We start from the raw sequence: 23,410 nt of genomic DNA, 5'->3' as shown, positions 1-23,410 counted from the left end.
TCAGGTTGATTTGTCGTCAGATGCTTATTTTGATCCAGAGCTTATGTAACTTTTTCGGGCTGACTGGACAGTCTATAAACAGATTAAACGCTACTTAAGAATACAGTTAAGAAGGTGGAATGTCCACTATATAGAAGGAGTTTGAGGACAATTTGAACACATTTTCAGAATTTGGCCTAGAGCCTAAAGTATTACAAGCTATAACGGAGCTTGGATTTGAGGAAGCGACCCCGATTCAAGCTAAATCGATCCCGATTGCGATGACCGGTAGAGACATGATCGGACAAGCTCAAACAGGGACAGGAAAGACCGCAGCCTTTGGTTTGCCGCTTATCAATAAAATCTCGAAAGATGAAGAGCATATCGTAGCTCTCATTATGACACCTACCCGTGAATTAGCCATCCAGGTTGCAGAGGAAATTGGCAAGCTCGCTCGCTTCAAGGGAACTCGTTCCTTGGCAATTTATGGCGGACAGGATATTGTTCGTCAGATCCGTGCGCTGAAGAAGAAGCCGCAGATCATTATCGGTACCCCAGGACGTTTGTTGGACCATATCAATCGTAAGACGATTAAGCTCGACGATGTACAGACTGTTGTACTGGATGAAGCCGATGAAATGCTCGATATGGGCTTCATGGAAGATATCCAATCGATTCTGAAGCTTGTCCCCGAAGAACGTCAGACGATGTTATTTTCCGCGACTATGCCAACAAATATCCAGAAACTGGCACAGCAATTTTTGAAAAATCCTGAGCATGTATCTGTTATCCCTAAACAGGTAAGCGCCCCGCTTATTGATCAAGCCTATATTGAGGTTAATGAACGTCAGAAATTTGATGCTCTTTCCCGTTTACTCGATATGGAATCCCCTGAGCTTGCGATTGTATTCGGACGTACTAAGCGTCGTGTTGACGAGTTGTCTGAAGCTTTGCAAAAACGGGGTTACTCTGCAGACGGCCTACATGGCGACTTGTCTCAGAATCAACGCGACAATGTCATGCGTAAATTCCGTGACGGAAGCATCGACGTGCTCGTTGCTACCGACGTGGCTGCTCGTGGCCTGGACGTATCCGGCGTAACGCATGTTGTCAATTTTGACTTGCCGCAGGATCCGGAGAGCTATGTACACCGTATTGGCCGGACCGGCCGTGCGGGTAAAGAAGGGACAGCTTGGTCCTTCGTAACTCCACGGGAGATTGACCATCTCCACTTCATCGAGCGGATTACTCGTCATAAGATTACCCGCAAGCCATTGCCTACTCTTGCAGAAGCAATTGAAGGTAAGCAACGGATTGCAGCTGAGCGAATCCTTGAGATTGTAGAAGAAGGAGAACTTAGAGAATATAAAGGCATTGCGATTCAATTGCTGGAGCAATACGACTCTGTCAATTTGCTTGCTGCAGCATTCAAGCTGATTACCGGTGAGAAGAATGATAAGACGTCCATCGAATTGACTCCGGAAGAGCCGATTCGTGTGAAGCGTCGTAATCCTGACATCCGTTCCAGCGGACGTAAGCCTTCCGGTTACGGTAACCGTGGTGGTTACCGCCGCGACAACCGTGAGGGCGGCAATCGCGGTGGCTACAAGGGCGGTTACAACAAGGAAGGCGGACGCGATTCCTATCGCGGTAGTTCATCCGATCGCAAGCCGCGTTCTAATTACAATAACGGCGAACGCAGACCAAAGAATGGTGGCAGCTTCTCCGATAAGTAATTTTAGTTAACGAATCGTTTGGAATAGCAAAAGAAGACGAAGGAAATCTTCGTCTTCTTTTGCTGTTATAATTAATACAAAAAGGTCCGGCTTACAATCACGAGCAGAATGAACAATACTAAAATCGTACCTGTAGATGTCCATCCACCACCGCAACTACCGCAGCTTCCGCAACTACCGAATCCACCAACAACACCAGACATGGAATAACCTCCTTTTATGAATTAGAAGATGTTCAGGCCTAAGCTTTGAAAGTTACGGTATATCTTATGCTGGGTGGATGAACTAGTCTAGACTTCTACCTAGGTATGAACAAAATAGGCGCTGGATAGTCGGCCATGAATCATGTATAGTTATAACTATAGACAGATTCTGTTACTGATGGAGGGAGATTTTTTTTGGAAACCAAAGGTTTAATGGGTGGATTATACAAGATTACAGAGTGGATTATGCGAATTGCCGGCAGTAATTTATATTGGGTGGTATGTTCTTCGCCGATTCTATTGCTCCTAGTTCTGGGGCTTAACTACGTTGCTTCGACAAACATGCCTATACCCTTTGAAATTTACATGCCCATGGCGGTTTTGGCACCGTTTACACTATTTCCTGCAACTGCGGCTTTATTCTCGGTGACACGGAAATGGGTGATGGGCGAGACTGATCTTGGCATTACTAAACTGTTTTTTAGAAGTTACAAGGATAATTACAAGCAAAGTATGCTGGGGGGCATCTTCTACACGCTCCTGATCGTTATCATGTATGTTGACTACGAAGTGTACATGAAGCAATTTAAGAATATGCAGATTCTTGGCATCGTTATGCTTGTATTACTATTTTTCATCTTGTTGTCCTTATTTAATTTCTTCTCCTTAGTAGCTCATTTTCATATGAAAGTTAAAATGTTAATTAAGAATGCTATTTTGCTTACGGTTCTCAGACCTTTCCGCACACTGTCCACGTTCCTTACTGCAGTGGTGATTGGGTTCATTACCTTGAAGTTCACCTGGCTGATTCCTTTTGGCTTTGCCACATTGATTGCTTGGATGGCTTACTTCAACTTTAACATCGCCTACACGAAAGTGCAGGAGAAGGTAGAGAGACTTCGTCAGGTGGAGGAAGAAGGAACAGAACAGGCCGATGGTGAAGCGGGTGAGGATGCTGAATCGGTGGTTGCTGAGTTGACTGAAGGAGAGGACAAAGAGAAGAACTGATCCTTTTTTCCTCGGACAAGCTGATCTATCGATTTGCTAATAATGTCAAGTTTACAATTGAATTAAGAAGTTCTATAATGTTAATACGTCCTGCGATGTACGTTTCGGTTAATTGTTGTTTTGAACCAATGACAAAGTCTCGGGAGACTCATATTACGCCGCAGCTGAAAGGCCCTATCCAGCGGATTAGGGGACTTCAAAAGCGTCGTTGCGGTCACCCACCTGCTAAGGCAGGTTCGAGACACGATAATCGGACGGCATAGGCGGGTCTTGCATATTTGTATGCGGCACTTTGAAGGATTTTTTGTGAAAAAGAGTCCTCAAGGTGCCTTTTTTATTTGTCTTCTTCCCGGATTCGACTTTGTTTGTTCTTCAATCGATGTTACACTATAATATAAATTATACTTACTATTTCTTGCCGCTATTATGAAGGAGGAAGAGCAGGTTGTCGCTAAAAAGAACATTAGTCGGGATTTTTCGCAGCTACGAAGGTACAAGTGATCGTGCGAAGACACCTGAATTAAAGACGAGATATTATCAATTATCCAGGGAAAATGCCTGGGAAGAAATAAGCTCAACTTTGAAGAAAATTCCCGGATATAAAGTGCTGCATGAGGTCCCTAACGTAGGGGAGATTACGCTGGAGAAGCGCACCAAATTCGGACGGGTTATGGATATTACCGTATCTATTGTATCCACGGGGCCTGTCCGTACAGCTGTCGACGTCTATTCTGCAACCCGAGGTTCGATGGGGGATCTGGGGGCGAACTACCGCAATGTTCTTCATTTGTTCGCCGTACTGGACAAGAAGCTGGCTGCCTATAAAGTAACAGCGTAATTGACGGAACAGGGGGCAAAAAAAGCGAGCAGGGAGGTTTTCCTCCTTACTCGCTTTTCTTGTCATTACATGTATGCTCCCTGAGGGTTAAGCAAGGAGCTTCTTCACAGCCGCGATCGGCTCTTCATAGTTCGGATGCTCGCCCATTTCGTTAAGTACTTGAACATAGCGGATCGTGTTATCCTTGTCGAGAACGAAGACAGCACGATGGTCGAGTGCGAATTCCTTGATCAGCACGCCGTAAGCTTTACCGAAGGAATTGTCTTTGTAGTCAGACAGGGTTACTACACGATCTACTCCTGCAGCTCCGCACCAGCGGGCTTGCGCAAACGGAAGGTCAGCGCTGACGGTAAGAATGATTACATCTTCGCCAAGCTCAGCGGCTTCTTGGTTGAAGCGTCTTGTTTGGGCGTCGCATACGCCTGTATCCAGGGAGGGTACGACACTGATCAGCTTGATTTTGCCGTCGTAGTCGGCAAGGGTGGCTTCTTCAAGCAGGTTTTTATTTAACCGGAAATCGGGAGCCTTATCCCCGACCTTAAGTTCAGGTCCAATCAAAGTAATGGGGTTGCCTTTAAATGTAGCTACGTTAGTACGTTCTTGTGTCATTTGTCTTCTCCTCCTATTAATTAGATAATGTTTCTAATTTTAATTATAATCGTTTTAAAAAGAGATTGTCCAACTTATAAAAATAAAGGGTAGAGTACAAGGAGGAAACGATATGATCTTTATACGATACGAAGATTGGAGAAGTTATCTGCGCTATTATCCGGTTACGAGTTTGCTTCTAGCCGCTAATATCGTGATGTTTATCGTCGAGTTGCTTAATGGCGGATCGACGAATGGATACACTCTACTCAGTCTCGGTGCTGTAACCAATGTTCCGCCGTTCGATACCGAATGGTGGAGATTGTTCGCGTCCATGTTCCTGCATTTAGGTGTAATGCATTTGGTGTCAAACTGCTTCGCAATTCTCGTCTTCGCCCCACCACTGGAGCGATTGATGGGGCATTTTAAGTATTTAATGCTCTATATTTTCAGTGGAGTCATTGGCAATATCATCAGCTTAGCGGTGTATCACCGCTCATCAGGCTTACATCTGTCTGTCGGAGCTTCTGGGGCTGTTTATGGAGTCTATGGTGCGTTTTTATTCATTGCCTTGCTGCAGCGCAACCTGATGGATGAGAGCTCCCGCAAGACGTTGTACAGTTTGCTTATGGTCGGGGTCGTCTATTCACTAGTCGTTACGCAGATTAACTGGGTGGCTCACTTCGGCGGCTTGCTTGGCGGCTTCGTATTGTACGCTATTCTCAGCAGATTCATAAAGAATCATTGAACCAATAGAAAGTACATGGTAAATTAAAGAAGTACTGATCTATAGGTGACTTAGTTAACAGATTAAGCGTTAACATTTTGTTCTGACACCCCATAGAACTATAGTCCGGTACAACCAATGGTCCTGATTTCAAAGGATATCGAACAGATTGAAATGGAGCGATCAGATTCTGTGGAATTAAGACAACTGCAGTATTTTGTAAAAGTGGCGAAAAAGGAGCATGTCACGCAAGCGGCTGAGGAGCTACATGTGGCGCAGTCGGCGGTAAGCAGACAGATTCACCAGCTGGAGCAAGAGCTGGGCGTCAACTTGTTCATGCAGAAGGGCAGGAACCTGCATCTCACGGCGGTAGGCCAATTGTTCTGCAGTAGGGTAGAGACGATTCTGAAGGATTTAGAGCGGGCGGTCATGGAAGTTCATGAGCTTCTTGATCCGGAGTTGGGCGAGATCCGTCTTGGATTTCCGAACAGTCTCGGAATTCATTTCATACCTAGCATCGTCTCGGAATTTCGTAAATTGTATCCTAATGTTAAATTCCGCTTCAGACAAGGAACTTATCCTACATTAATCCGCGACGTGGTCTCCGGAGAGGTTGACCTGGCCTTCATCTCTCCATTTCCGGAGAATCATGATCAGGTGGTTGGAAATATTGTATTGACCGAGGAATTGGTGGCGATTCTACCACCCGGACATCTTTTAGCTGGGGAACAGAGCATAACATTGAACCAACTGAAGGATGATAATTTTATTCTATTTGGAAACGGTTACTCTCTGCGGCCTATCGTATGGCATGCTTGTCTGGAAGCAGGCTTCACACCGAAGGTAGCGTTCGAGGGAGAAGAGACAGATACGATCCGCGGTCTTGTTGCCGCAGGGATGGGAGTAAGCTTGCTGCCGGAAATGGCGTTATATCAGAGCTTCTTGTTGCAGCCGAGCCGCGTACGCATCTCTCATCCGAAGGTGACGAGGACAATTGGCTTGATTCATCGGACAGATGAGAAGCTCCCGTTGGTCGCGCAATCATTCAGAGCGTTCCTGCTTGAGTATTTTGGGCTTCAAATTGATACTCCGCCGAGTCAATGACTCGGAGGGTACTAGCTTAACGGTCAATGAAAAAATGCACCTCCTTATCAGGGGGTGCATTTTGGATTATATGGAGCTATTGCCGCTGGGTCCAACTCAGACAGCATTAGTCGCGATTGCTTGTAAAGATCAAAATATAGCGAAGCAATTCAAGCACAGAGATTAGGGCGGCTGCGACATAAGTCAGTGCAGCGGCGTTCAGGACGTTAGCGACTCCACGCTCTTCTTCGTTAGTGACGAAGCCTTGGGTCAGCATAATCTTGCGTGCTCGGTTGCTGGCATTGAATTCGACAGGCAATGTAACCAGCTGGAACAATACCGCTGCCGAGAAGAAGATAATACCAAGGCCGATCAGATTAAATGCTCCAAATAGGAATCCTGCCAAGAGCAGGAACGGTGCTACCCCGGATGCGAAGTTCACAAACGGGAACATGCGATGGCGCAGCACGAGCATAGGGTAAGCTTCTTTATGCTGAATGGCATGACCCACTTCGTGGCAGGCAACCGATACTGCTGAGATCGAATTCTCGTAGTATACCGGTTCGGATAGGCGTACGACCTTATGAATCGGATCATAGTGGTCAGTCAACGCTCCGCGCACCGGCTCAATCGGAATATCATACAGTCCGTTAGCATCCAGCATGCGTCTTGCCGCATCGTGCCCGGTTAATCCGTACATATTCGGCACCTGTGAGTATTTATTGAACGTACCTTTTACCCGGAATTGGGCCCATAAGGAGAGGCCGAAGGCGAGCAAAATAGGAATTAGCATGACGTTAGAATACATTAATCATTCCTCCAAAGTTTGTAGATATTAGATTGTGTCCGATTAAAGGAAAGGATTCTGCTAGTTCTAATTAAAAAGGGTTGTGATTCATCAGAATCTGGATCGCCTCAATGCAAGCGAGACTTTGCGGCATCAGGTTCGTGAATGCTCGCCGGGCTTGGTTCGGCTTGAGATTGGAAATCAATGGCTCAAGCTCTTTGACTTCCCGTTCAAGCTGCTGCATGCGTATTTCCAGGGAACTCAGCTTCTCGTTAACCTGTTCCTCGCCGCTAACCGTGCTCCATTGATTGAGCTTTTCGCGAATTTCCTCTAACGTATATTTTTCCTGCTTCATCTGATTAATACGTTCGAGTCTGTTCAAGGTTTCAGAACTGTACAAACGGTAATTCTTCTGTGTGCGTGTCTCCGGCCAGATCAGGCCAAGTTTGGTGTAATAATCTATTGTTCGCTCGCTAATATTCCCGGCTTTGGCCAGTTCTCCAATACGATACAACTTCATATCCCCAATAGATTCACCCTCTCTCCAAGTAATATCAGTATGTGATCTCTATATATAGGATTATGATACTCGATATGCAACTATACAGTCAAACGTTACGCTTTACAAATGATAGTAGCCATAGATAGTTATGTATATATAAATTAACGTGAAATGTTAAGTATTCTTGCAAGTATCCAAACACTTTCCAAATTGGCATTGTTTTATGCATATTTTAGATCATATAATCAGCTTAATCATTATATTTGTGTTAGAAAATATGACGCTAGGGAGCTGGTTGTTTATGAGAAGGAAATGGGTCTATGGTCTGTCGGGAATCATCGCCGCCTTGGCATTCCCGGTTTCTGCATATGCTGCAGAGGGAGAGGTTAGTGGTGAGGTTCTACAGGTCGGATTAAACTCGGTTTTCGTATTTTTGGCGGCAATGCTCGTCTTTTTCATGCAAGCAGGATTTGCACTGCTGGAAGCTGGATCGTTAAGAATGAAGAATGCGGGGCATGTGGCGGGCAAGACGGTGTTGACATTGGGAATCGCTGTTATTACCTGGTGGGTACTCGGATTTGGCTTTGCGTTTGGAGACGGCAACGGCTTCCTCGGAACGACCGGATTTCTGTTCAGCGGCGAGGGGGATATCGGATCATTTAGTGTTTTCTCTGAGATCGGTGTTCCGCTTAATTTAATGTTCCTGTTCCAAATGGCCTTTGCGGCAGTATCGTTGGCGATTGCCTGCGGAGGAATGGCGGAGAGAGCCAAGCTAAGTGTTTATATGGTATTCGGGACGATATTCATGGTCGTAATCTACCCGATTGTGGCCCATTGGGTATGGGGCGGCGGTTGGCTGGGACAACTGGGGATGCAGGATTATGCCGGTTCAACAGTCGTTCATCTTACGGGTGCCACAGCGGCTCTGGCTGCGATCATAATGCTGAAGCCGCGCCTCGGTAAGTACAATAACGATGGCAAGCCGAACAGCATTCCAGGGCATAACCAGGTGCTGACAGTGCTTGGCGTGATTATTCTGTGGATTGGCTGGTTTGGCTTCAACCCTGGCAGTGCGTTAACCCCGCTCGGGGACGGATTTTTTGGCTTCGTATTAATGACAACGAATCTGGCCGCGGCAGCAGGTGCTGTAGCTGCATTGTTCGCCTCCTGGGCCGTGCTCGGCAAGGCGGATATACCAAGCATGCTAAATGGTGTATTAGCTGCGCTGGTGGCGATTACCGGCTCTTGTGCTTTTGTGGAAGCTTGGGCTGCTCTCCTTATTGGGGCGGTTGCGGGAGTGATTACTTTCTTTACGGCCAGATGGTTCGAGCATATCGGCCTTGACGATCCGATCTGTGCCTTCTCTGTTCATGGAATTGCTGGGGTATGGGGTGCCATTTCCACCGGATTATTCGCGACACCTGAGCTGGCGGAGACAACTGGGGTCGGATCTGCTGGTCTGTTCTATGGCGGTGGCTTAGGTCAGTTGGGCGTGCAGTTGCTTGGTGTAATCGGCACATTTGTATTTGTGCTTGTACTGTCTTTTCTCGTACTTGGTGGGATGAAGCTGTTCATGGGACTCCGCGTAACGGAGGAAGAAGAGATGATCGGGCTGGATATGAGCGAGCATGGTGCATATGGCTATCCGGTAGGGATGGATTTTCTTAATCAGCAGTCTCTACAAGAAAAGACGAATACGCATCTACAACGTGATGATGAGCAAGATCGACTAAGTACCTACGGAATGAGCGATAAAGCTAAATCAGGCGACGGAGGTTATAAAGCACCTGTACTTGATTGAATGTTCATCCTGCATATTTTCGCTTTCGAGCTGTAACAATTCTCCGAATCAGGGTACAATAGCTAATAAGATTAGATTAAATTTTAGCTTTATGAACAACCTCTTAAAGGAATGGATTTCATGAGACGACATAGATGGATATTGGCAGGCTTGCTCATCTTATTAGCGGCAGTATTGTACGTCAATTTGGGTCAAGGCTCATTAGGATTATGGGGAAAGAGCGAAAAGGAAACAGCAGCTGAGTCCAGCCAATCGCTAACCGAGTTGCTCGCCGCGGGGGTACCTAAGCCTGGGACACCTTCACCTTCATTCTCTCTGGAAGATCTGGATGGTCAGGTATACACAGTAGGTGGAGAACGTGACAAGGCCCTGCTGTTGAACTTCTGGGCTTCCTGGTGTGATCCTTGCAAAGAAGAGGCGCCGGATTTGGTTACCATGGCGAAGAAATATAGCGATTCACTGGATGTGTACGCGGTGAACGTCACCTTATATGATCAGCTCGACAACGTCAAGAAGTTTGTCCTGGACTACGGCTACACCTTCCCGGTACTGCTAGATAAGAAGGAAGAGGTTTATCGCAAGTTTAACGGGGTGGCCTTTCCGACAAATGTGTTGATCGGGAAAGATGGTGTCATCCAGGAGGTTATCGTTGGCTCTCTTTCCGCCAAGGATTTGGAAGCCAAATTGAAGAAACTGACGAATTCGTAGCGGGTTAAGTAAATCTGCAGGCTTTGTATAAAAACTTGCGTTTAGCAAAGAAAAACCTGCAGAAATGCAGGTTTTTCAGCGTTATTTGTTCATAGTAAGTTCCCTTAGTGATTCACAAGGCCTCTCTCGACCGATTGGATCTCCTCGTAGCCTTCACGTTTGTCTTGGCCCAGCAGGGCATACAGGAAGCTGTCAACCAGCGCTTCCCAACTTGCTTCGATGACGTTGCCGGAGACGCCGACCGTGCTCCAGGAGTTCTCCACGTTGGAGGATTCAATCAAGACGCGAACCTTCGAAGCGGTTGCCTCTTTATCGTCGAGGACACGAACCTTATAGTCTGACAAATGTACGTCATTCAGGCCAGGATAGTAGCTGATCAGCGCCTTGCGCAGCGCGTTGTCCAGCGCATTGACCGGACCGTTGCCCTCAGCGGCAGTATAGATAGAGTTGCCGTCGATGTTCAGTTTAACGAACGCCTCAGATACGACTGGTTTTCCAGCCGATTTCTCAACGAGCATTTTAAAGGATTCGAACGTGAACAACTTCTTCAGCTCGCCGTTAGCCTCTCGTAGCATCAGCTCGAGCGAAGCGTCGGCACCCTCGAATTGATAGCCTTGATGCTCCAGATCCTTGATCCGCCCGATAACTTCCCGGGTGCTTTCTTTTTCCGGATCGATTTCGATTCCCATCTTCTGTGCCTTGGATAAGATGTTGCTCTGACCGGCCAGTTCGGAGACAAGCACCCGCTGGTGATTGCCCACTATCTCAGGCACGATATGCTCGTAAGTACGGGCATCACGCAGGATCGCCGATACATGGATGCCGCCTTTATGAGCAAAAGCTGCTGTGCCTACATAAGGCTGGTTAACTGGCATATGAACATTGGCAATCTCGCTTACGTAGCGGGCTGTGTTCGTCAGTTGCTCCAGCTGCTTCTCTTCAAGGACCTGATATCCAAGCTTCAACTGCAGGTTCGGGATAATGGAACAGAGGTTGGCGTTACCACAACGTTCGCCATAGCCGTTCATGGTGCCTTGAATCATCTCGGCACCGGAACGAACCGCGCTGAGTGTGTTAGCCACCGCTAGCTCACAGTCGTTATGCGTATGAATGCCCAGCCTTGCGGTTCCGGCAATCTGTCCGCCAAGCGCGGCAACGATGTCGGACACCTCGTGAGGCATGGTCCCGCCGTTCGTATCGCACATGACCAGCCAGTCTGCACCAGCTTCTTCGGCTTTGCGCATGACAGCTACGGCATATTCGGGATTGTTCTTATAGCCATCGAAGAAATGCTCGGCATCGAACATAACCTCAAGCCCGTGTTGCTTCAAGTAGGCAATAGAATCATAGATCATCGCCAGATTCTCTTCCAGAGTAGTCTGTAGTGCCGTATGCACGTGGAAGTCCCAAGACTTGCCGACAAGCGATGTCGCTTGCGCACCGGAGTCGATGAGACGCTGTAGATTGGCATCATGCTCAGCCAGGCTGTTCTTACGGCGAGTACTGCCGAAGGCGGTAATCTTCGCGTTCAGACGCAAATCCTTGACTCGGTCAAAAAATTCGATATCCTTACTATTGCTGCCGGGGATGCCGCCTTCAATGTAATGAACACCTAACTGATCCAGCTTCTTGGCAATCTTCAATTTGTCCTCTGCGGATAAGCTAATGCCTTCTCCTTGAGTGCCGTCGCGCAAAGTGGTGTCGAAGATAGTTAAAGCTTTTGACATAATGGAAGTATCCCCCTTTGGAAGTCCTCAAAAATGAAGCACCGATTTAGGTATATTTTCTAATTATATCATCCTGATATTTTAAATGTAATATAATTTTCGTTAAAAGTTCCATCGCTATATTGACCATTTTTTGCTGAAAAGGGTATGCTGAACTTATTAGTATATAAATGAGGGGAAACGCTTGAATAATGTCGATAAATACTATCCCGCCAAGGGGCGGGTTGTACTGCATGTCGATATGAACGCTTTCTATTGTTCGGTGCATGAGGCGGAGGAACCGGAGAAGTACCGGAATCGTCCGACCGCTGTGGCCGGCAGTGTGGAACTGCGCAAGGGAGTCATCGTTACTTGCTCCTATGCGGCCCGCCGGAGAGGCATATCTACGGGGATGACGGTCAGCCAGGGGTTGAAGAAGTGCCCGGAGCTCATCGTGATTCAGCCAAACTTTCATTTGTATCGCAAATACTCCAAAGCTTTTATGAATATCGCTTATAGCTACACTCCATTGTTGCAAGCCGTATCCATTGATGAGTGCTATCTGGATATTACCGGCTCGAAGCAGTTTGGCACACCGATGGAAATTGCGCAAGCGATTCAATCGCGTATTGCCAGTGAGCTTGGTCTTCCATGTTCAATCGGGATTGCACCTAACAAGCTCCTGGCCAAAATGGCCTCAGACATGAAGAAGCCGAATGGCATTACGGTACTGCGGATACGCGATGTGCCAGCATTGCTATGGGATAAGCCGTGTGATGAAATGTTCGGGATCGGCAGGCGGACGGCAGAAAAGCTGAAGAAGATGCGCATTTATACGATTGGACAGCTGGCTGCAGCGGATGAGAGGCTGTTATTAGAACGTTTCGGCGTTGTTGGACACTGGATGAAGCAGGCAGCGAATGGCCATGACGACTCACCGGTCATCGATGAGCGGGAGAAGAATAAATCGATCGGGCATACGACGACCCTGCCGCGTGATATTAGCGAGATGGAGGATGTCCAGCGGGTGCTGCTGAATTTGGCGGATCAAGTGACGCGGCGCTTACGCAGGCAGCAACTGATGGCTCAGACGGTGCAGATTACGATACGTACCCCCGACATGAAGACGATAACGAGATCTCATAGCCTAGATACCGTGACGGAGAGAGCGGAGGATGTATATACGGAAGCCTGTAAGCTGTACAAGCAGCACTGGAGCACAGAGAAGCCGGTTAGACTACTCGGTATAACTTTGCAGAATCTGTTGCCCAAGGAAGAAGCGGCGCTGCAGCTAGATCTGTTCGATTATGAACAGCAGCCGAAGAAGGAATCGCTGACGAAGACGATGGATATGCTGCGCGATAAGTTCGGTGAGAGCGCTGTGCTGACGGCGGGAATGCTGTCGGATGATCCTTCGGCGCTGATTCGTAATCACAAAGTTCGCGGTACTTCGCTACAGACCGATTTTCTTCTGGATAATGATCAAGCAAATGATGATAATTGATCCATGTATTCGAATGGAATAATGCGGAAAATGGATTGAAATTGATTGGTATTTATATTATATTGGTCATGGTGATAACAAAGCACCGGACTTGTACCGTTTATTCAGGAGGCAGAAAAAATGGCTAAATTTACTTGGGTTGAGAAGGATACTTGCATCGCTTGCGGCGCTTGTGGCGCGACGGCACCAGATATTTACGATTATGATGACGAAGGCTTGGCCGAAGTGATCTATGAAGGCGATGCCAACCGTGGTGTAACCGAAATTCCTGAAGACCTATTCGATGACCTTCAAGACGCTTGTGACGGATGTCCTACAGACTCCATCAAAGTAGCGGATGAACCATTTAACAAAGAAGGTTAAGTTAATTAACGGTAAGCACTGACTGTTAATAGCATCATAAGACAGGGAATATCAGCTCATTAATCGATAGGTTGCTTGAGTGATTCATCCCAATTCATAGTGAGGACCTCTCCTTCCGGATAGAAGGGGAGGTTCTTGTTTGCATTTTGGACATATTTTAATTTTAGATAATGTGCCTAGAAGTATGTCCGTAGATCTAGTTCTGGATTCTGTAAAAATAGGACGATAGACTATTTTCTTCCGGTACATAGAGAAAAATCTATACTTATGCCGATATATAATGTAGATCTAAATTGTATATATCGGAGGATAGCCATGAAGAATACGGCTTACCTGAAGAGCTATGTGAAGAATCACCCAGATAATAAAATGGCCTGGTATTTACTGGGCAAGGAATATGAAAGCGCCGGGCAAGAAGGGAAGGCCCAGTATTGCTATAATCAGGCGGGGAGTGTCTATGAAGCCTTTGAGGCAACCAAGGTCCCGGCGGATCTATGGCAGGAGTATCAGGACAAGCTGCATGAGGAATCGAGACGGAAAGAGAAACGCAAAGGGCTTGTGCGTAAGATTGGCATTGTACTTGTGTTCCTGCTGCTGCTTAATTTGTCATCCGCCAATGCGCCGGGACAATTTGCAATGGATATCCCTGTCGAGGATGATTCAGCCACTGTGGCAGAGGATCTGGGGCTTATTGTAAAGAATCCGAGTCCGGACAGCGAAACGTTGTGGCCGGAGAGCGAAAGAAATTGGGGCATCGGCAGCCCCGGTGAGGGCCAGGGGACAGAGTTCACGGCGAGCGCATACCAGAGCAATATTGATAATCCTTACAAGTCGCTGGAAGATTTGTATGGCGATAAGCTAAAGACGTCGGCTTCAAAGGTAGTTGTGCTCGGAATGAAACAGCAGGCAGAATGGCTTATCTGGACCAAGGACATGCCGGTCGTATACGAGTTGGACAAGAGTCCGCAAGATGGCGTGATGAGGGTGCAATCGTATGATCCGAAGGCTTGTCAGTGCACGCCGCCGGATGCGACCAAGCTACAGAAGGAAGGCAAGGCATGGATCGAGAGACAGGAGACGCTGGCGGTTCTCTCTACAGCGATACGTACATATAAGGAGCAAAAGGGCAACTGGCCGGCGAGTCTGGATCAATTGGTGCAACCGTTCCCGGATAATTGGCTGGCCGGAAGTAACCCACTAATGAGGCATGAATTCAAGCGTGTGTTGGCACTACAACAGCAAGCCGGCAGCAAGCCTCAGAAGGAGGACGAACAGCATCCGACTGCAAGCGAGGATCGTCTGGATGGCAATCCAGGAGGCGAACCGCTTTATTTCAAGGAGCCTTTACGCATTGTCATCGACAAGGATACACATCTATTGGCAGTCGCAAGCGGGAACATAATATTAAGAAGCTATAAGGTAGGACTTGGCGGTGATAAGACCCCGGAAGGAACCTTCAAGATTTCAGATAAGGTGATTAACCCGAACGGTAAGGACGACGGGGACTTTGGCAGCCGCGGGATGCAACTGTCGGATACGAATTATGCCATCCATGGGACGAATGAGCCGGATAGCATCGGCAAGGACGAATCGCTTGGTTGTATTCGAATGTTGAAGAAGGATGTCGAGGAGTTGTTTGATTTGATTCCGCGTGGAGCCAAGATCGAGATCGGCAAGGGGATTCTTCCGCAGCTGGAGAGCGTACCGAAGGAACGGTTTGTTCTCAAACGGAGTCAGGATCAGACGAATCCCCACCGTACTTATCATTGGCTGTTGTAATATCTCTTAAAGCTTGGTCAGTACTAGGACGATGATCACGAACAAGATGAGCACGCCGGTCACCGAACCGGCCCAGATGAGCGCCTTCTTGTTCACTTCGTCCTTTTTCTGCTGCAGTGTAGGCGGCTTGCGTTTGTTGGACATGGACAAATCCCCTCTCTTCCACATTTGCTTTAAGGAGTATACACTCTATATTTTATAGAGGTTGTTCAAAAAGTCTATATTTGGTCGCGTAATTATTGGGATTTTCTCTAAAACTCCATAGGCTTGTTTTCCTACTCGATAGGAACTCTTAACTTTTCTTTTGCCGCAGAAACGGCTAAACTGGATAAGGAGATAAAGTTAGCGCTAGGGCGAATGATCGGAGTGAAGCAGAAACGTGTTGTACCGTAATTTAGGAAAACCCATTTTTTTTAAGCTGGACCCAGAGGCAGCGCATCATCTGGTGATCGGTGGTTTACATAAAGTAGCGAAAGTACCAGGAATGATTCCTGTTGTTCGCGGGATGTATGGTGTACCGGAAGTGCCGGAGCTTGCTACAGAATTATTCGGTGTTCATTTCCCCTCACCTATAGGACTGGCCGCCGGACTTGATAAGAATGCCGAAGCGGTAGAAGGGTTTTCCTCGATTGGATTTGGCTTTATGGAAGTGGGAACGGTAACCCCAAAAGGCCAGCCTGGCAATGAACAGCCAAGACTGTTCAGGCTTCCTCCGGACGAAGCATTGATTAATCGTATGGGATTTAACAACCGTGGTGCGGAAGACATGGCGGGAAGACTGGCCGCGTTGAAATCACGGCGTATCCCAGTCGCGGTCAATATTGGTAAGAACAAGCTGACGCCGAATGAAGATGCCCATACGGATTACGAGAAATGTATCTCGATTCTGTATCCGCAGGCGGATTTCTTTGTCGTCAATATCAGTTCACCGAATACGCCGAACCTGCGTAATCTGCAGCATGGGAGTGAACTAGCTTCCTTATTGAAGGCCGTGATAGATGAGATGGACGTGCAAGCGAAGCGTTACGGAACTAGAAAATCGGTTCTGGTGAAGATCGCTCCTGATGTCAGCGATGAGGAACTGGAATTCATGATCGATACGATCCAGAATAGCGGTGTATCCGGATTGATTGCAACCAATACGACAATATCGCGAGATGGCCTGACGCATAACAATGCGAAGGAGACCGGAGGCTTGAGCGGTAAGCCGCTGCGGGCCAGATCGACGGAAGTGGTGTCCCGTGCTTACCTCCAGACTGGGGGGAGATTGCCGATTATTGGATCGGGCGGGATATTTACTGCTGAAGATGCTTATGAGAAGATTCGTGCAGGCGCCAGCCTGGTAGAAATTTATACGGCGCTGATTTATGAAGGCCCCGAGATCAACCGCAAGCTGCATCATGGCCTAAGGCAGCTGCTGCGGCGGGATGGGTTCTCCCATATTTCCGAAGCGGTAGGTGCTGATCACCGTTAAGGGGCTACTGAAGATAGGAGGCACAACAATGGATAGTAGAGATTGGGGAACATTTTTGCTTCCATATGAACAAGCTGTTGAAGAATTGAAGGTTAAGTTCAAGACGATGCGGTCCGAATTGAAGAAGATCGAAGAGTATGCTCCGATTGAATTCGTGACGGGTCGGGTCAAGAAGATTTCCAGTATTCTCGATAAAGCGAAGCGACTGAATGTGCCGATGGAAAATCTGGAGACGGGGATTGAGGATATCGCCGGCATCCGGATTATGTGCCAATTCGTAGAGGACATCCGCCGGGTGGCGGAATATATCAGGAAGCGGAAAGACCTGACGGTTCTGTACGAGAAGGACTATATTACGAACTATAAGGAGAGCGGCTACCGCAGCTTCCATATGATCGTGGAATACCCAGTACAGACTTCGCTTGGACAGAAGAATGTACTGGCTGAAATTCAGATCAGAACCTTGGCCATGAATTTCTGGGCTACGATCGAACATTCTTTGAATTACAAGTATCGTCAGATGCTGCCTGAAGAGATGCGTGTTCGATTGAAAAAGACGGCCGAGGCGGCGTTTATCCTTGATAATGAGATGTCCAGCATCCGCCAGGAAATTCTTGACGCCCAGAAGAGCTTCGAGGATGATTCCAATATCGTCTCCTCCCTGCTTGGGGCGATTCATCGCTTGTACTTCTTCCATATGGTATCGGAAGCGATAGCGGCCCAAGAGCGCTTTAATGAGCTATGGGAAGCGCGGGATATGGAAGGAATGAAGGTGTTGCTGGCTGAAGTTAAAGAGATGATTCATCGTTCCAAGACGAATACCGAGGAATCTGCGAATGAAGAATGAGCCGTTGTACTTGGCGTTCTTGGTCTATTTTAATCGTGATAGGGATTATTTCGAGTGTCATGAAGTGATGGAGGAGCTGTGGCTGGCTCAGGAGAGCGATCCGCTCTATAAAGGGCTTCTCCAGATTGCGGTGGGCTTATTCCATTTCCGCTACGGGAACGTGATAGGGGCAAGAAAAATGCTGTTATCCGCGGTGGAACGTCTTAAGCCTTATCCAATAGATAGCCTGGGTATTGACCTGGGTAAGCTGCGCAGTGAGGCTGCCCTGTATGCGGCCAAGCTGGAGGCTTATGAGCAGAGCCCGTTCGCCCATTATGATCTGACGATCGATATCATAAATCCTGAATTAAGGGAGGCAGTGGAGCAGGCTTCTGCTCATATTCCCCCCAATATTCCGCAGAGGCGGCGTCCAATGCGGGGACCGAAGCATGAACAACGGCATCAATAGCTGATCAAGTCCTGATTTGGATGAAGAGATCCGGTTTATGGTTTATAATGAGATGATTAGCCGCTTTTGCGATAGCGAGAGCGGTTTTTTACATAAATGAATGTATTTCATGCTTATAACTTCCTTTCGCGAAAAGCCAAGGGCTTGTGGTACAATAGTTTTGCTTTTTGATTTCACAAGTCTATATAGATGGAAGGTATAGCATGGGGTTACAATTACCGGTCGCTTTTACGACAAAAATGCAGCAACTACTTGGGGATGAATATGAAGAATTTCTCGCTTCTTATGAGAAGCCGCGTTATGCCGGTATTCGCATAAATACGCTAAAAATCGATGTAGAATCTTTCCGCGCAATATCTCCGTTCGAGCTTAAGCCCATTCCGTGGTGTAAGACAGGCTTCTATGTGGAAGAGAGCCTGAAGCCAGGCAAGCATCCGTATTATCATGCAGGATTATATTATATACAAGAACCAAGCGCGATGGCCCCGGTTGAGGTGCTGGATGTTCAACCGGGGGACCTGGTACTCGATCTATGTGCAGCTCCTGGAGGCAAATCGACGCAGATTGCTGCTAAGCTGAGCGGTCAAGGTCTTCTGGTAACGAATGATATTAGTGCAGAACGGACCAAGGCGTTGGCCAAAAATATTGAGTTAAACGGTGTCCGCAACGCAATCGTCTTGAACGAGACGCCTGAACGGATTGCGGATCGATTTCCACAGTTTTTCAACCGCATTCTGATTGATGCGCCTTGCTCTGGCGAAGGAATGTTCCGTAAGGACGAAGAAATGGCCAGACAGTGGGAGAAGCGTTCGCTTGAGCAATATACGAATATGCAGCATGATATTCTGCATACAGCTGCCAGAATGCTATCTCCTGGCGGGAGGATCGTATATTCAACTTGCACCTTCTCGCCGGAGGAGAATGAAGCGATTATCGCAGGATTCCTTCAGGAGTATGAAGATTATGAAGTTATACCGTTGCCCGGAGATGGGGGCTTTGCGCCTGGACGAGCCGATTGGCTCGTTCAGGCGGAAGGTTTGGCAGACTTGACTATGCGTCAAGGGCTCACAGCGGAGGCGGCTGCCAAGACAGACCATTGCGGACGATTATGGCCGCATCAGGTCGATGGGGAGGGCCATTTTCTAGCTATACTCCAGCATCAGGGGCCAGTGGATCCATCGCTGGACTTGACTCAGTATGTGCCCAATGTGCCTAACAGTAATGATGCACATTCTGCGGATCATGCTGTCCTTGTGAAAAAAGGGAAAATACGGCCACACGGTCGCGCCAAAGGGGCGCGTACACCAAGTAAGCCAGCGACGAATGAGAGCGAACTGCTGGCGGGTTGGGAGCATTTCAGAGATGAGCAGCTTCGGCTGCAGCCTGCCGGCGAGGTGATGATATACGGGACAAATCTATATATTTCTCCGCTGTCCAAAGAGAGGCTGAACGGTCTGAGGACGGTTCGTTCAGGTTGGTATATCGGTTCGGTCAAGAATGGGCGCTTCACGCCCGCACATCCGCTAGCTACCGCGCTCAAACCTGGTGAAGCTTCCCGGATACTGGAGCTTTCCGTCCAGGATGGGGAAGTCGTTAGATATCTGAAGGGCGAGACGCTGGAAATTCAGCAGTCCCGCATTAGTTATATAGAAGACTCGGGCCCGAAGGGGTTCGTATTAGTCACGGCAGAGGGCTACCCATTAGGCTGGGGCAAGTGGATCGACGGAATCCTTAAGAATGAGTACCCTGCTGGTTGGAGGTGGACTTAAGAGTTATGGGAACAGGCAAGAAGACACAGAGAATCGATAAGATTCTTGGTAATCTAGGATATGGATCACGCTCGGATCTGAAGAAGATGGTGAAGCAAGGGCGGATTTCATTGAACGGATCTGTTGTGAAGGATAGCGGTGCACAGGCTGATCCCGAACTGGATGCGATCGAGATTGACGGAGAACGTATCGTCTATCGGGAATTCATATATATCATGCTGCACAAGCCGCCGGGCGTTATTTCCGCGACTGAGGATTTAAGGGATCGGACTGTCATCGATCTGCTACCGGATGAGTTCAAGGTATTTGCACCTTTTCCTGTTGGAAGACTGGATAAAGATACAGAAGGGCTGCTGCTGCTGACCAATGACGGCGGACTCACTCATGATCTGCTGTCCCCGCGCAAGCATGTGCCTAAGACTTATTTGGCGGACTGTATCGGACGTATTGGTGAAGCGGAAATTTCCCGGTTCCAGACGGGAGTGCAGCTCGATGATGGGTATGTGACGATGCCTGCACAGCTGCAGATCCTGGAATATGGAGAATACGACGACGGGATGGTTAAATCACGAATATCCCTGACGATCTCTGAGGGGAAGTTCCATCAGGTTAAGCGGATGTTCGAAGCCGTCGGCTCCAAGGTAACCTATCTAAAAAGGGTATCTATGGGGCCGCTGGAGTTGGATGCTTCGCTACCGCTAGGCTCTTTCCGCGAATTGACTGCAGCCGAGCTGGAGGCGTTGAAGAATATAAAGAAATAGAAAATAAGAGGAGTGGTGAGAGATGAAGTATAAATTGATAGCTCTGGACGTAGATGGGACGCTTCTGACGGATGATCATGTCTTGACACCGGGAACTATTGAAGTGATTAAGCAGATTGCCGGTCAAGGGGCAGAGTTTGTGCTATGTACCGGTCGTGCTCCGTTCAGCTGTATTCCTTATATGGAGCAGATGGGATTGGAAGGATATGCGATCACGCATAATGGCGCGGCTACAGTTAGCGTTAAGGGTGAACGGGTCATCCACCACTTCGAGATGCGCAGCGAGGGATTGAAACCTTACATCCAATATTGCGAGCAGAACAATGTGCATTATGATCTAAATACGACTTTTGGATTATATGTAGAGGGAGCATCCGGGCTTAGCCAGGAAGCGCTCGATATGTACCATAAGTTTCTGATCGAGCCGAAGGATCTCACTGAGCGTCCTCTGGATGATCCATTTGTGAAGATGACCTTATCTGGGGACATTCCGGTGATGGATAAGATTATGGAGGAATGGAGTACCTGGACACATGAGTTCAACGTACTTCGCAGTGGCGATTATTTCATTGATCTGATGCATAAGGATTCCTCCAAAGGCTCAGCGCTGAAGCATTTAGCGGAAATGCGAGGAATACCTGTAGAGAATGTGCTGGCCATCGGTAATTATTATAATGACTTAACGATGTTGGAATATGCCGGTCTGGGTATTGCTATGGACAACTCGCCACAGGAAGTCAAGGATGTAGCCGATGTCATGACAGCTTCCAATAATGAGGAAGGCGTTAAGATCGCCTTGCAGAAGTATTGTCTGTAGAATTCGTACAGAATCATACAGAATAAGAAAGAGCGGAGGAACATAAAGTTCCCCCGCTCTTTGTCTTAGTCATTCACATTAGATGAAAAATGCACGGGTGATGATAACGAGCAGGATGAACAGTACAAGAATGACACCTGTCGAAGTCCACAAACCACCGCCATATACTTCGCCCATCGTGATTCCTCCCTTGGTCTTAACTTGTTCCCGTTCATCACGGGATACGGTATTTTATGTTATTCAGCGAATATGGTATGGACTTCTACCATGGTTCACATAAAACAGGGGCTTAGCCTCTGGGCGAACCACCCGTTTTATCTAATGCTTAGGATGTCTGATCATTAATGCATGAGACGAAGTCCTTTGGGAAGATGATTCTTCAACTGCCCCCCACTGGCTTTGCCCCATCCAAGCGGATAGCTGCCACTGCCGCATTTGACGGCCACGATTACCCATCCGCGAAGCTCTGTAGATACGCTGAAGGTCTCGCCGTGAAGATAAGCGGCAAGCTCGGGGGAAAAGCTCTCCAGGGCTACTACCCGGGTTTCATCCTCTGCCTCGGCAGCCATCGCCAGGGCGTGTGCGGGCACGAAGCGATTTTTGCGGTAATCGCCGAGGTGAAGACCTGCACGGGGAACCTTGATCCCGGATAGCAGTTCCATATCTACGGCCAGTTGATCACTGCGGGGCAGTAAATACAGAGCTTCGCCGAACAGGACGGGTATCCCTCCGTCTGCTTGGAAGCCTGGCAAATCGAGCTTGGCCCAGGTGGTGAAGGCTTCCCAAGCGCTCAGCAGTTCTTTGCTAGACCCACGTCCGGCACGAGACGATTTGCCACGCTTTTTATCGGCTCTTGCCTCGTTTATACTGCCTAAGGCAGCTCCTGCTTGTTGATCTCGCTCCAGCACGGCTACATAATGCCCTTCACCCTGCTGCAAATGGGGCCATACTCTTTTCTCGGCTTTAAGGTGCATTTCTGGATATTCAGTCAGCACCCGCGCGATCATTTCTTCATTTTCTGTCCGATTGAAGGTGCAAGTTGAATAGGCGAGCGTGCCGCCTGGCTTCAGCATGGCGATCGCATCCTGGAGGATGTCCCATTGTCGGTTCGCGCAGAGCGCAACCGCAGCTGGAGACCATTCCTCGATGGCGGAAGAATCTTTGCGGAACATGCCCTCTCCGGAGCAAGGGGCATCAAGCATGATCCGATCGAAGGTTAGCGGGAAGCGTGCCGACAATTCGGGTGGAGTAGCTTGGGTAACGATCGCTCCCCGGATGCCCATCCGTTCCACATTTTCGGCTAATATTTTGGCTCGCTGCGGGTGAATTTCATTACTGATCAGCAGGCCTTGTCCATTCATTTTCGCTGCGATTTGGGTTGTCTTGCCGCCTGGAGCAGCCGCGAGGTCGAGAATGGTCTCTCCTGGCTGCGGATCTAACAGTTCTACGGCTGACATAGCGGATGGCTCTTGGATATAGTAGAGTCCGGCCATATGGTAAGGGTGTTTGCCAGGGCGGGTATCTTCCTCATAATAGTAGCCTGTGCTGCACCAAGGTATGGGTCTTAGCTTGAAGGCTTGGATCAGTTCATCTATAGCAGCATCTGTTTTCAATTTAAGTTGATTGATACGAAGTCCATAGGTACGTGGTTGCTCATAACTGTTCAGAAAGGCGCTGCCTTCCACTTGTCCCAGCATCTGAATGATCTGTTCCTTGAAATTTGCAGGCAGGGATCGGTCTGACATATTTGTTGCTCCTTTTCGATCAAATAATATTCCTTTCGCAGTTTACCACACCGGATGCTTCTGTTCAAAAGCTTGTTTGTAGTGAGTATTGACGGAAATTGATGCTTTGGATAGAAAAAGGGGAATGGATGTTCCACTCTACCTATGGCATAATAAGAATTAGCGGTTCATCCGCGTAATAGTGAGTGTTCAACCTCATATAATCTGTGTTCAAAAAGTTCAGTTTTCAGCACCTAG

24 protein-coding genes and 1 other RNA gene are annotated in these 23,410 nt (G+C 48.0%); 17 read left to right on the top strand and 8 right to left on the bottom strand.

The genetic code is table 11. The features are described from left to right. The first annotated feature begins 152 nt into the window (after nt 1-152). Nucleotides 153-1,715 carry a degradosome RNA helicase CshA gene (gene cshA / locus ABD014_RS02610; protein WP_343857079.1) on the top strand — a complete coding sequence of 521 codons (1,563 nt, stop codon included), beginning with the start codon at nt 153-155 and terminating at the stop codon, nt 1,713-1,715. A gap of 71 nt (nt 1,716-1,786) precedes the next feature. Here the strand turns inward: cshA and ABD014_RS02605 are convergent, their stop codons facing one another. Beyond that, nucleotides 1,787-1,918: a YjcZ family sporulation protein gene (locus ABD014_RS02605; protein WP_229521000.1), complete on the bottom strand. Its 132-nt coding sequence runs from the start codon at nt 1,916-1,918 to the stop codon at nt 1,787-1,789. Nucleotides 1,919-2,113: 195 nt separating this feature from the next. Between ABD014_RS02605 and ABD014_RS02600 the strand changes: the two genes are divergently transcribed. The 3 genes from ABD014_RS02600 (at nt 2,114) to ABD014_RS02590 (ending at nt 3,764) form a co-directional block, all read left to right on the top strand. Beyond that, on the top strand, nt 2,114-2,926 hold the full coding sequence (locus ABD014_RS02600; protein WP_343857076.1) for a YesL family protein: 813 nt from the start codon (nt 2,114-2,116) through the stop codon (nt 2,924-2,926). Between the two features lie 84 nt (nt 2,927-3,010). Continuing rightward, nucleotides 3,011-3,200, top strand: a non-coding RNA gene (gene ssrS / locus ABD014_RS02595) — 6S RNA. 171 nt (nt 3,201-3,371) lie between these two features. Beyond that, nucleotides 3,372-3,764 (top strand): DUF1499 domain-containing protein, encoded by a 393-nt coding sequence (locus tag ABD014_RS02590; protein ID WP_343857074.1) that lies wholly within the window; start codon nt 3,372-3,374, stop codon nt 3,762-3,764. An 87-nt stretch (nt 3,765-3,851) separates the two neighbouring features. On the opposite strand, the gene tpx is transcribed toward ABD014_RS02590, so the two are convergent. Next, nucleotides 3,852-4,373, bottom strand: coding sequence for a thiol peroxidase (gene tpx / locus ABD014_RS02585; RefSeq protein ID WP_343857071.1), 522 nt, complete (start codon nt 4,371-4,373; stop codon nt 3,852-3,854). Between the two features lie 112 nt (nt 4,374-4,485). Between tpx and ABD014_RS02580 the strand changes: the two genes are divergently transcribed. Then, nucleotides 4,486-5,100 carry a rhomboid family intramembrane serine protease gene (locus ABD014_RS02580; RefSeq protein ID WP_343857069.1) on the top strand — a complete coding sequence of 205 codons (615 nt, stop codon included), beginning with the start codon at nt 4,486-4,488 and terminating at the stop codon, nt 5,098-5,100. A gap of 171 nt (nt 5,101-5,271) precedes the next feature. After that, the gene (gene gltC, locus ABD014_RS02575; protein ID WP_251407369.1) at nt 5,272-6,183 is read left to right on the top strand and encodes a glutamate biosynthesis transcriptional regulator GltC; all 912 of its coding nucleotides are present in this window, start codon (nt 5,272-5,274) and stop codon (nt 6,181-6,183) included. A gap of 106 nt (nt 6,184-6,289) precedes the next feature. Here the strand turns inward: gltC and ABD014_RS02570 are convergent, their stop codons facing one another. Together ABD014_RS02570 and ABD014_RS02565 are read right to left on the bottom strand one after the other, a co-directional pair. Continuing rightward, entirely contained in the window at nt 6,290-6,970 is a 681-nt protein-coding gene (locus ABD014_RS02570) for a zinc metallopeptidase (RefSeq protein ID WP_343857066.1), read from the bottom strand. A 70-nt stretch (nt 6,971-7,040) separates the two neighbouring features. Next, the gene (locus tag ABD014_RS02565) at nt 7,041-7,469 is read right to left on the bottom strand and encodes a MerR family transcriptional regulator (protein ID WP_343857064.1); all 429 of its coding nucleotides are present in this window, start codon (nt 7,467-7,469) and stop codon (nt 7,041-7,043) included. 283 nt (nt 7,470-7,752) lie between these two features. Here ABD014_RS02565 and ABD014_RS02560 point away from each other — a divergent pair, with 283 nt between their 5' ends. Continuing rightward, complete coding sequence (locus tag ABD014_RS02560) at nt 7,753-9,252, top strand: ammonium transporter (RefSeq protein ID WP_343857061.1); 1,500 nt, start codon at nt 7,753-7,755, stop codon at nt 9,250-9,252. 120 nt (nt 9,253-9,372) lie between these two features. Further along, entirely contained in the window at nt 9,373-9,960 is a 588-nt protein-coding gene (locus tag ABD014_RS02555; RefSeq protein WP_343857059.1) for a TlpA family protein disulfide reductase, read from the top strand. 104 nt (nt 9,961-10,064) lie between these two features. Here the strand turns inward: ABD014_RS02555 and cimA are convergent, their stop codons facing one another. Further along, nucleotides 10,065-11,687, bottom strand: coding sequence for a citramalate synthase (gene cimA / locus ABD014_RS02550; protein ID WP_343857057.1), 1,623 nt, complete (start codon nt 11,685-11,687; stop codon nt 10,065-10,067). A 184-nt stretch (nt 11,688-11,871) separates the two neighbouring features. Between cimA and ABD014_RS02545 the strand changes: the two genes are divergently transcribed. The 3 genes from ABD014_RS02545 (at nt 11,872) to ABD014_RS02535 (ending at nt 15,312) form a co-directional block, all read left to right on the top strand. Next, entirely contained in the window at nt 11,872-13,170 is a 1,299-nt protein-coding gene (locus tag ABD014_RS02545; protein ID WP_343857055.1) for a DNA polymerase IV, read from the top strand. A 120-nt stretch (nt 13,171-13,290) separates the two neighbouring features. After that, nucleotides 13,291-13,533: a ferredoxin gene (locus ABD014_RS02540; RefSeq protein WP_068780421.1), complete on the top strand. Its 243-nt coding sequence runs from the start codon at nt 13,291-13,293 to the stop codon at nt 13,531-13,533. A gap of 315 nt (nt 13,534-13,848) precedes the next feature. After that, a complete protein-coding gene (locus tag ABD014_RS02535) occupies nt 13,849-15,312 on the top strand; it encodes a L,D-transpeptidase (protein ID WP_343857050.1) in 1,464 nt (487 codons plus the stop codon). Between the two features lie 6 nt (nt 15,313-15,318). On the opposite strand, the gene ABD014_RS02530 is transcribed toward ABD014_RS02535, so the two are convergent. Then, nucleotides 15,319-15,456 carry a hypothetical protein gene (locus ABD014_RS02530; protein ID WP_179015858.1) on the bottom strand — a complete coding sequence of 46 codons (138 nt, stop codon included), beginning with the start codon at nt 15,454-15,456 and terminating at the stop codon, nt 15,319-15,321. A 235-nt stretch (nt 15,457-15,691) separates the two neighbouring features. Between ABD014_RS02530 and ABD014_RS02525 the strand changes: the two genes are divergently transcribed. From ABD014_RS02525 to ABD014_RS02500, 6 genes are all read left to right on the top strand, one after another. Beyond that, entirely contained in the window at nt 15,692-16,786 is a 1,095-nt protein-coding gene (locus tag ABD014_RS02525) for a quinone-dependent dihydroorotate dehydrogenase (protein ID WP_343857046.1), read from the top strand. Between the two features lie 28 nt (nt 16,787-16,814). After that, complete coding sequence (yjbM, locus tag ABD014_RS02520; RefSeq protein WP_343857044.1) at nt 16,815-17,633, top strand: GTP diphosphokinase; 819 nt, start codon at nt 16,815-16,817, stop codon at nt 17,631-17,633. After that, nucleotides 17,623-18,081, top strand: a complete 459-nt coding sequence (locus ABD014_RS02515; protein ID WP_343857041.1) for a DUF309 domain-containing protein — start codon at nt 17,623-17,625, stop codon at nt 18,079-18,081. Before yjbM ends, ABD014_RS02515 begins: the two co-directional genes overlap by 11 nt. A 203-nt stretch (nt 18,082-18,284) precedes the next feature. Then, on the top strand, nt 18,285-19,850 hold the full coding sequence (locus ABD014_RS02510; RefSeq protein WP_343857038.1) for an RsmF rRNA methyltransferase first C-terminal domain-containing protein: 1,566 nt from the start codon (nt 18,285-18,287) through the stop codon (nt 19,848-19,850). Between the two features lie 5 nt (nt 19,851-19,855). After that, nucleotides 19,856-20,611: a pseudouridine synthase gene (locus ABD014_RS02505; RefSeq protein ID WP_343857035.1), complete on the top strand. Its 756-nt coding sequence runs from the start codon at nt 19,856-19,858 to the stop codon at nt 20,609-20,611. Nucleotides 20,612-20,633: 22 nt separating this feature from the next. Beyond that, nucleotides 20,634-21,428, top strand: coding sequence for a Cof-type HAD-IIB family hydrolase (locus ABD014_RS02500; protein ID WP_343857032.1), 795 nt, complete (start codon nt 20,634-20,636; stop codon nt 21,426-21,428). Nucleotides 21,429-21,506: 78 nt separating this feature from the next. Here ABD014_RS02500 and ABD014_RS02495 read toward each other — a convergent pair whose 3' ends face one another. Both ABD014_RS02495 and ABD014_RS02490 read right to left on the bottom strand, forming a co-directional pair. Next, on the bottom strand, nt 21,507-21,605 hold the full coding sequence (locus ABD014_RS02495; RefSeq protein WP_218653025.1) for a YjcZ family sporulation protein: 99 nt from the start codon (nt 21,603-21,605) through the stop codon (nt 21,507-21,509). 164 nt (nt 21,606-21,769) lie between these two features. After that, complete coding sequence (locus ABD014_RS02490; protein WP_343857024.1) at nt 21,770-23,173, bottom strand: RsmB/NOP family class I SAM-dependent RNA methyltransferase; 1,404 nt, start codon at nt 23,171-23,173, stop codon at nt 21,770-21,772. Nucleotides 23,174-23,410 lie beyond the last annotated feature (237 nt).

It is taken from the genome of Paenibacillus motobuensis, from assembly GCF_039521865.1.
In the GTDB taxonomy this organism is placed as follows: domain Bacteria; phylum Bacillota; class Bacilli; order Paenibacillales; family Paenibacillaceae; genus Fontibacillus; species Fontibacillus motobuensis.
Note: the sequence above shows the minus strand (reverse complement) of the source record. Positions and strands in the feature narration are given on the sequence as shown.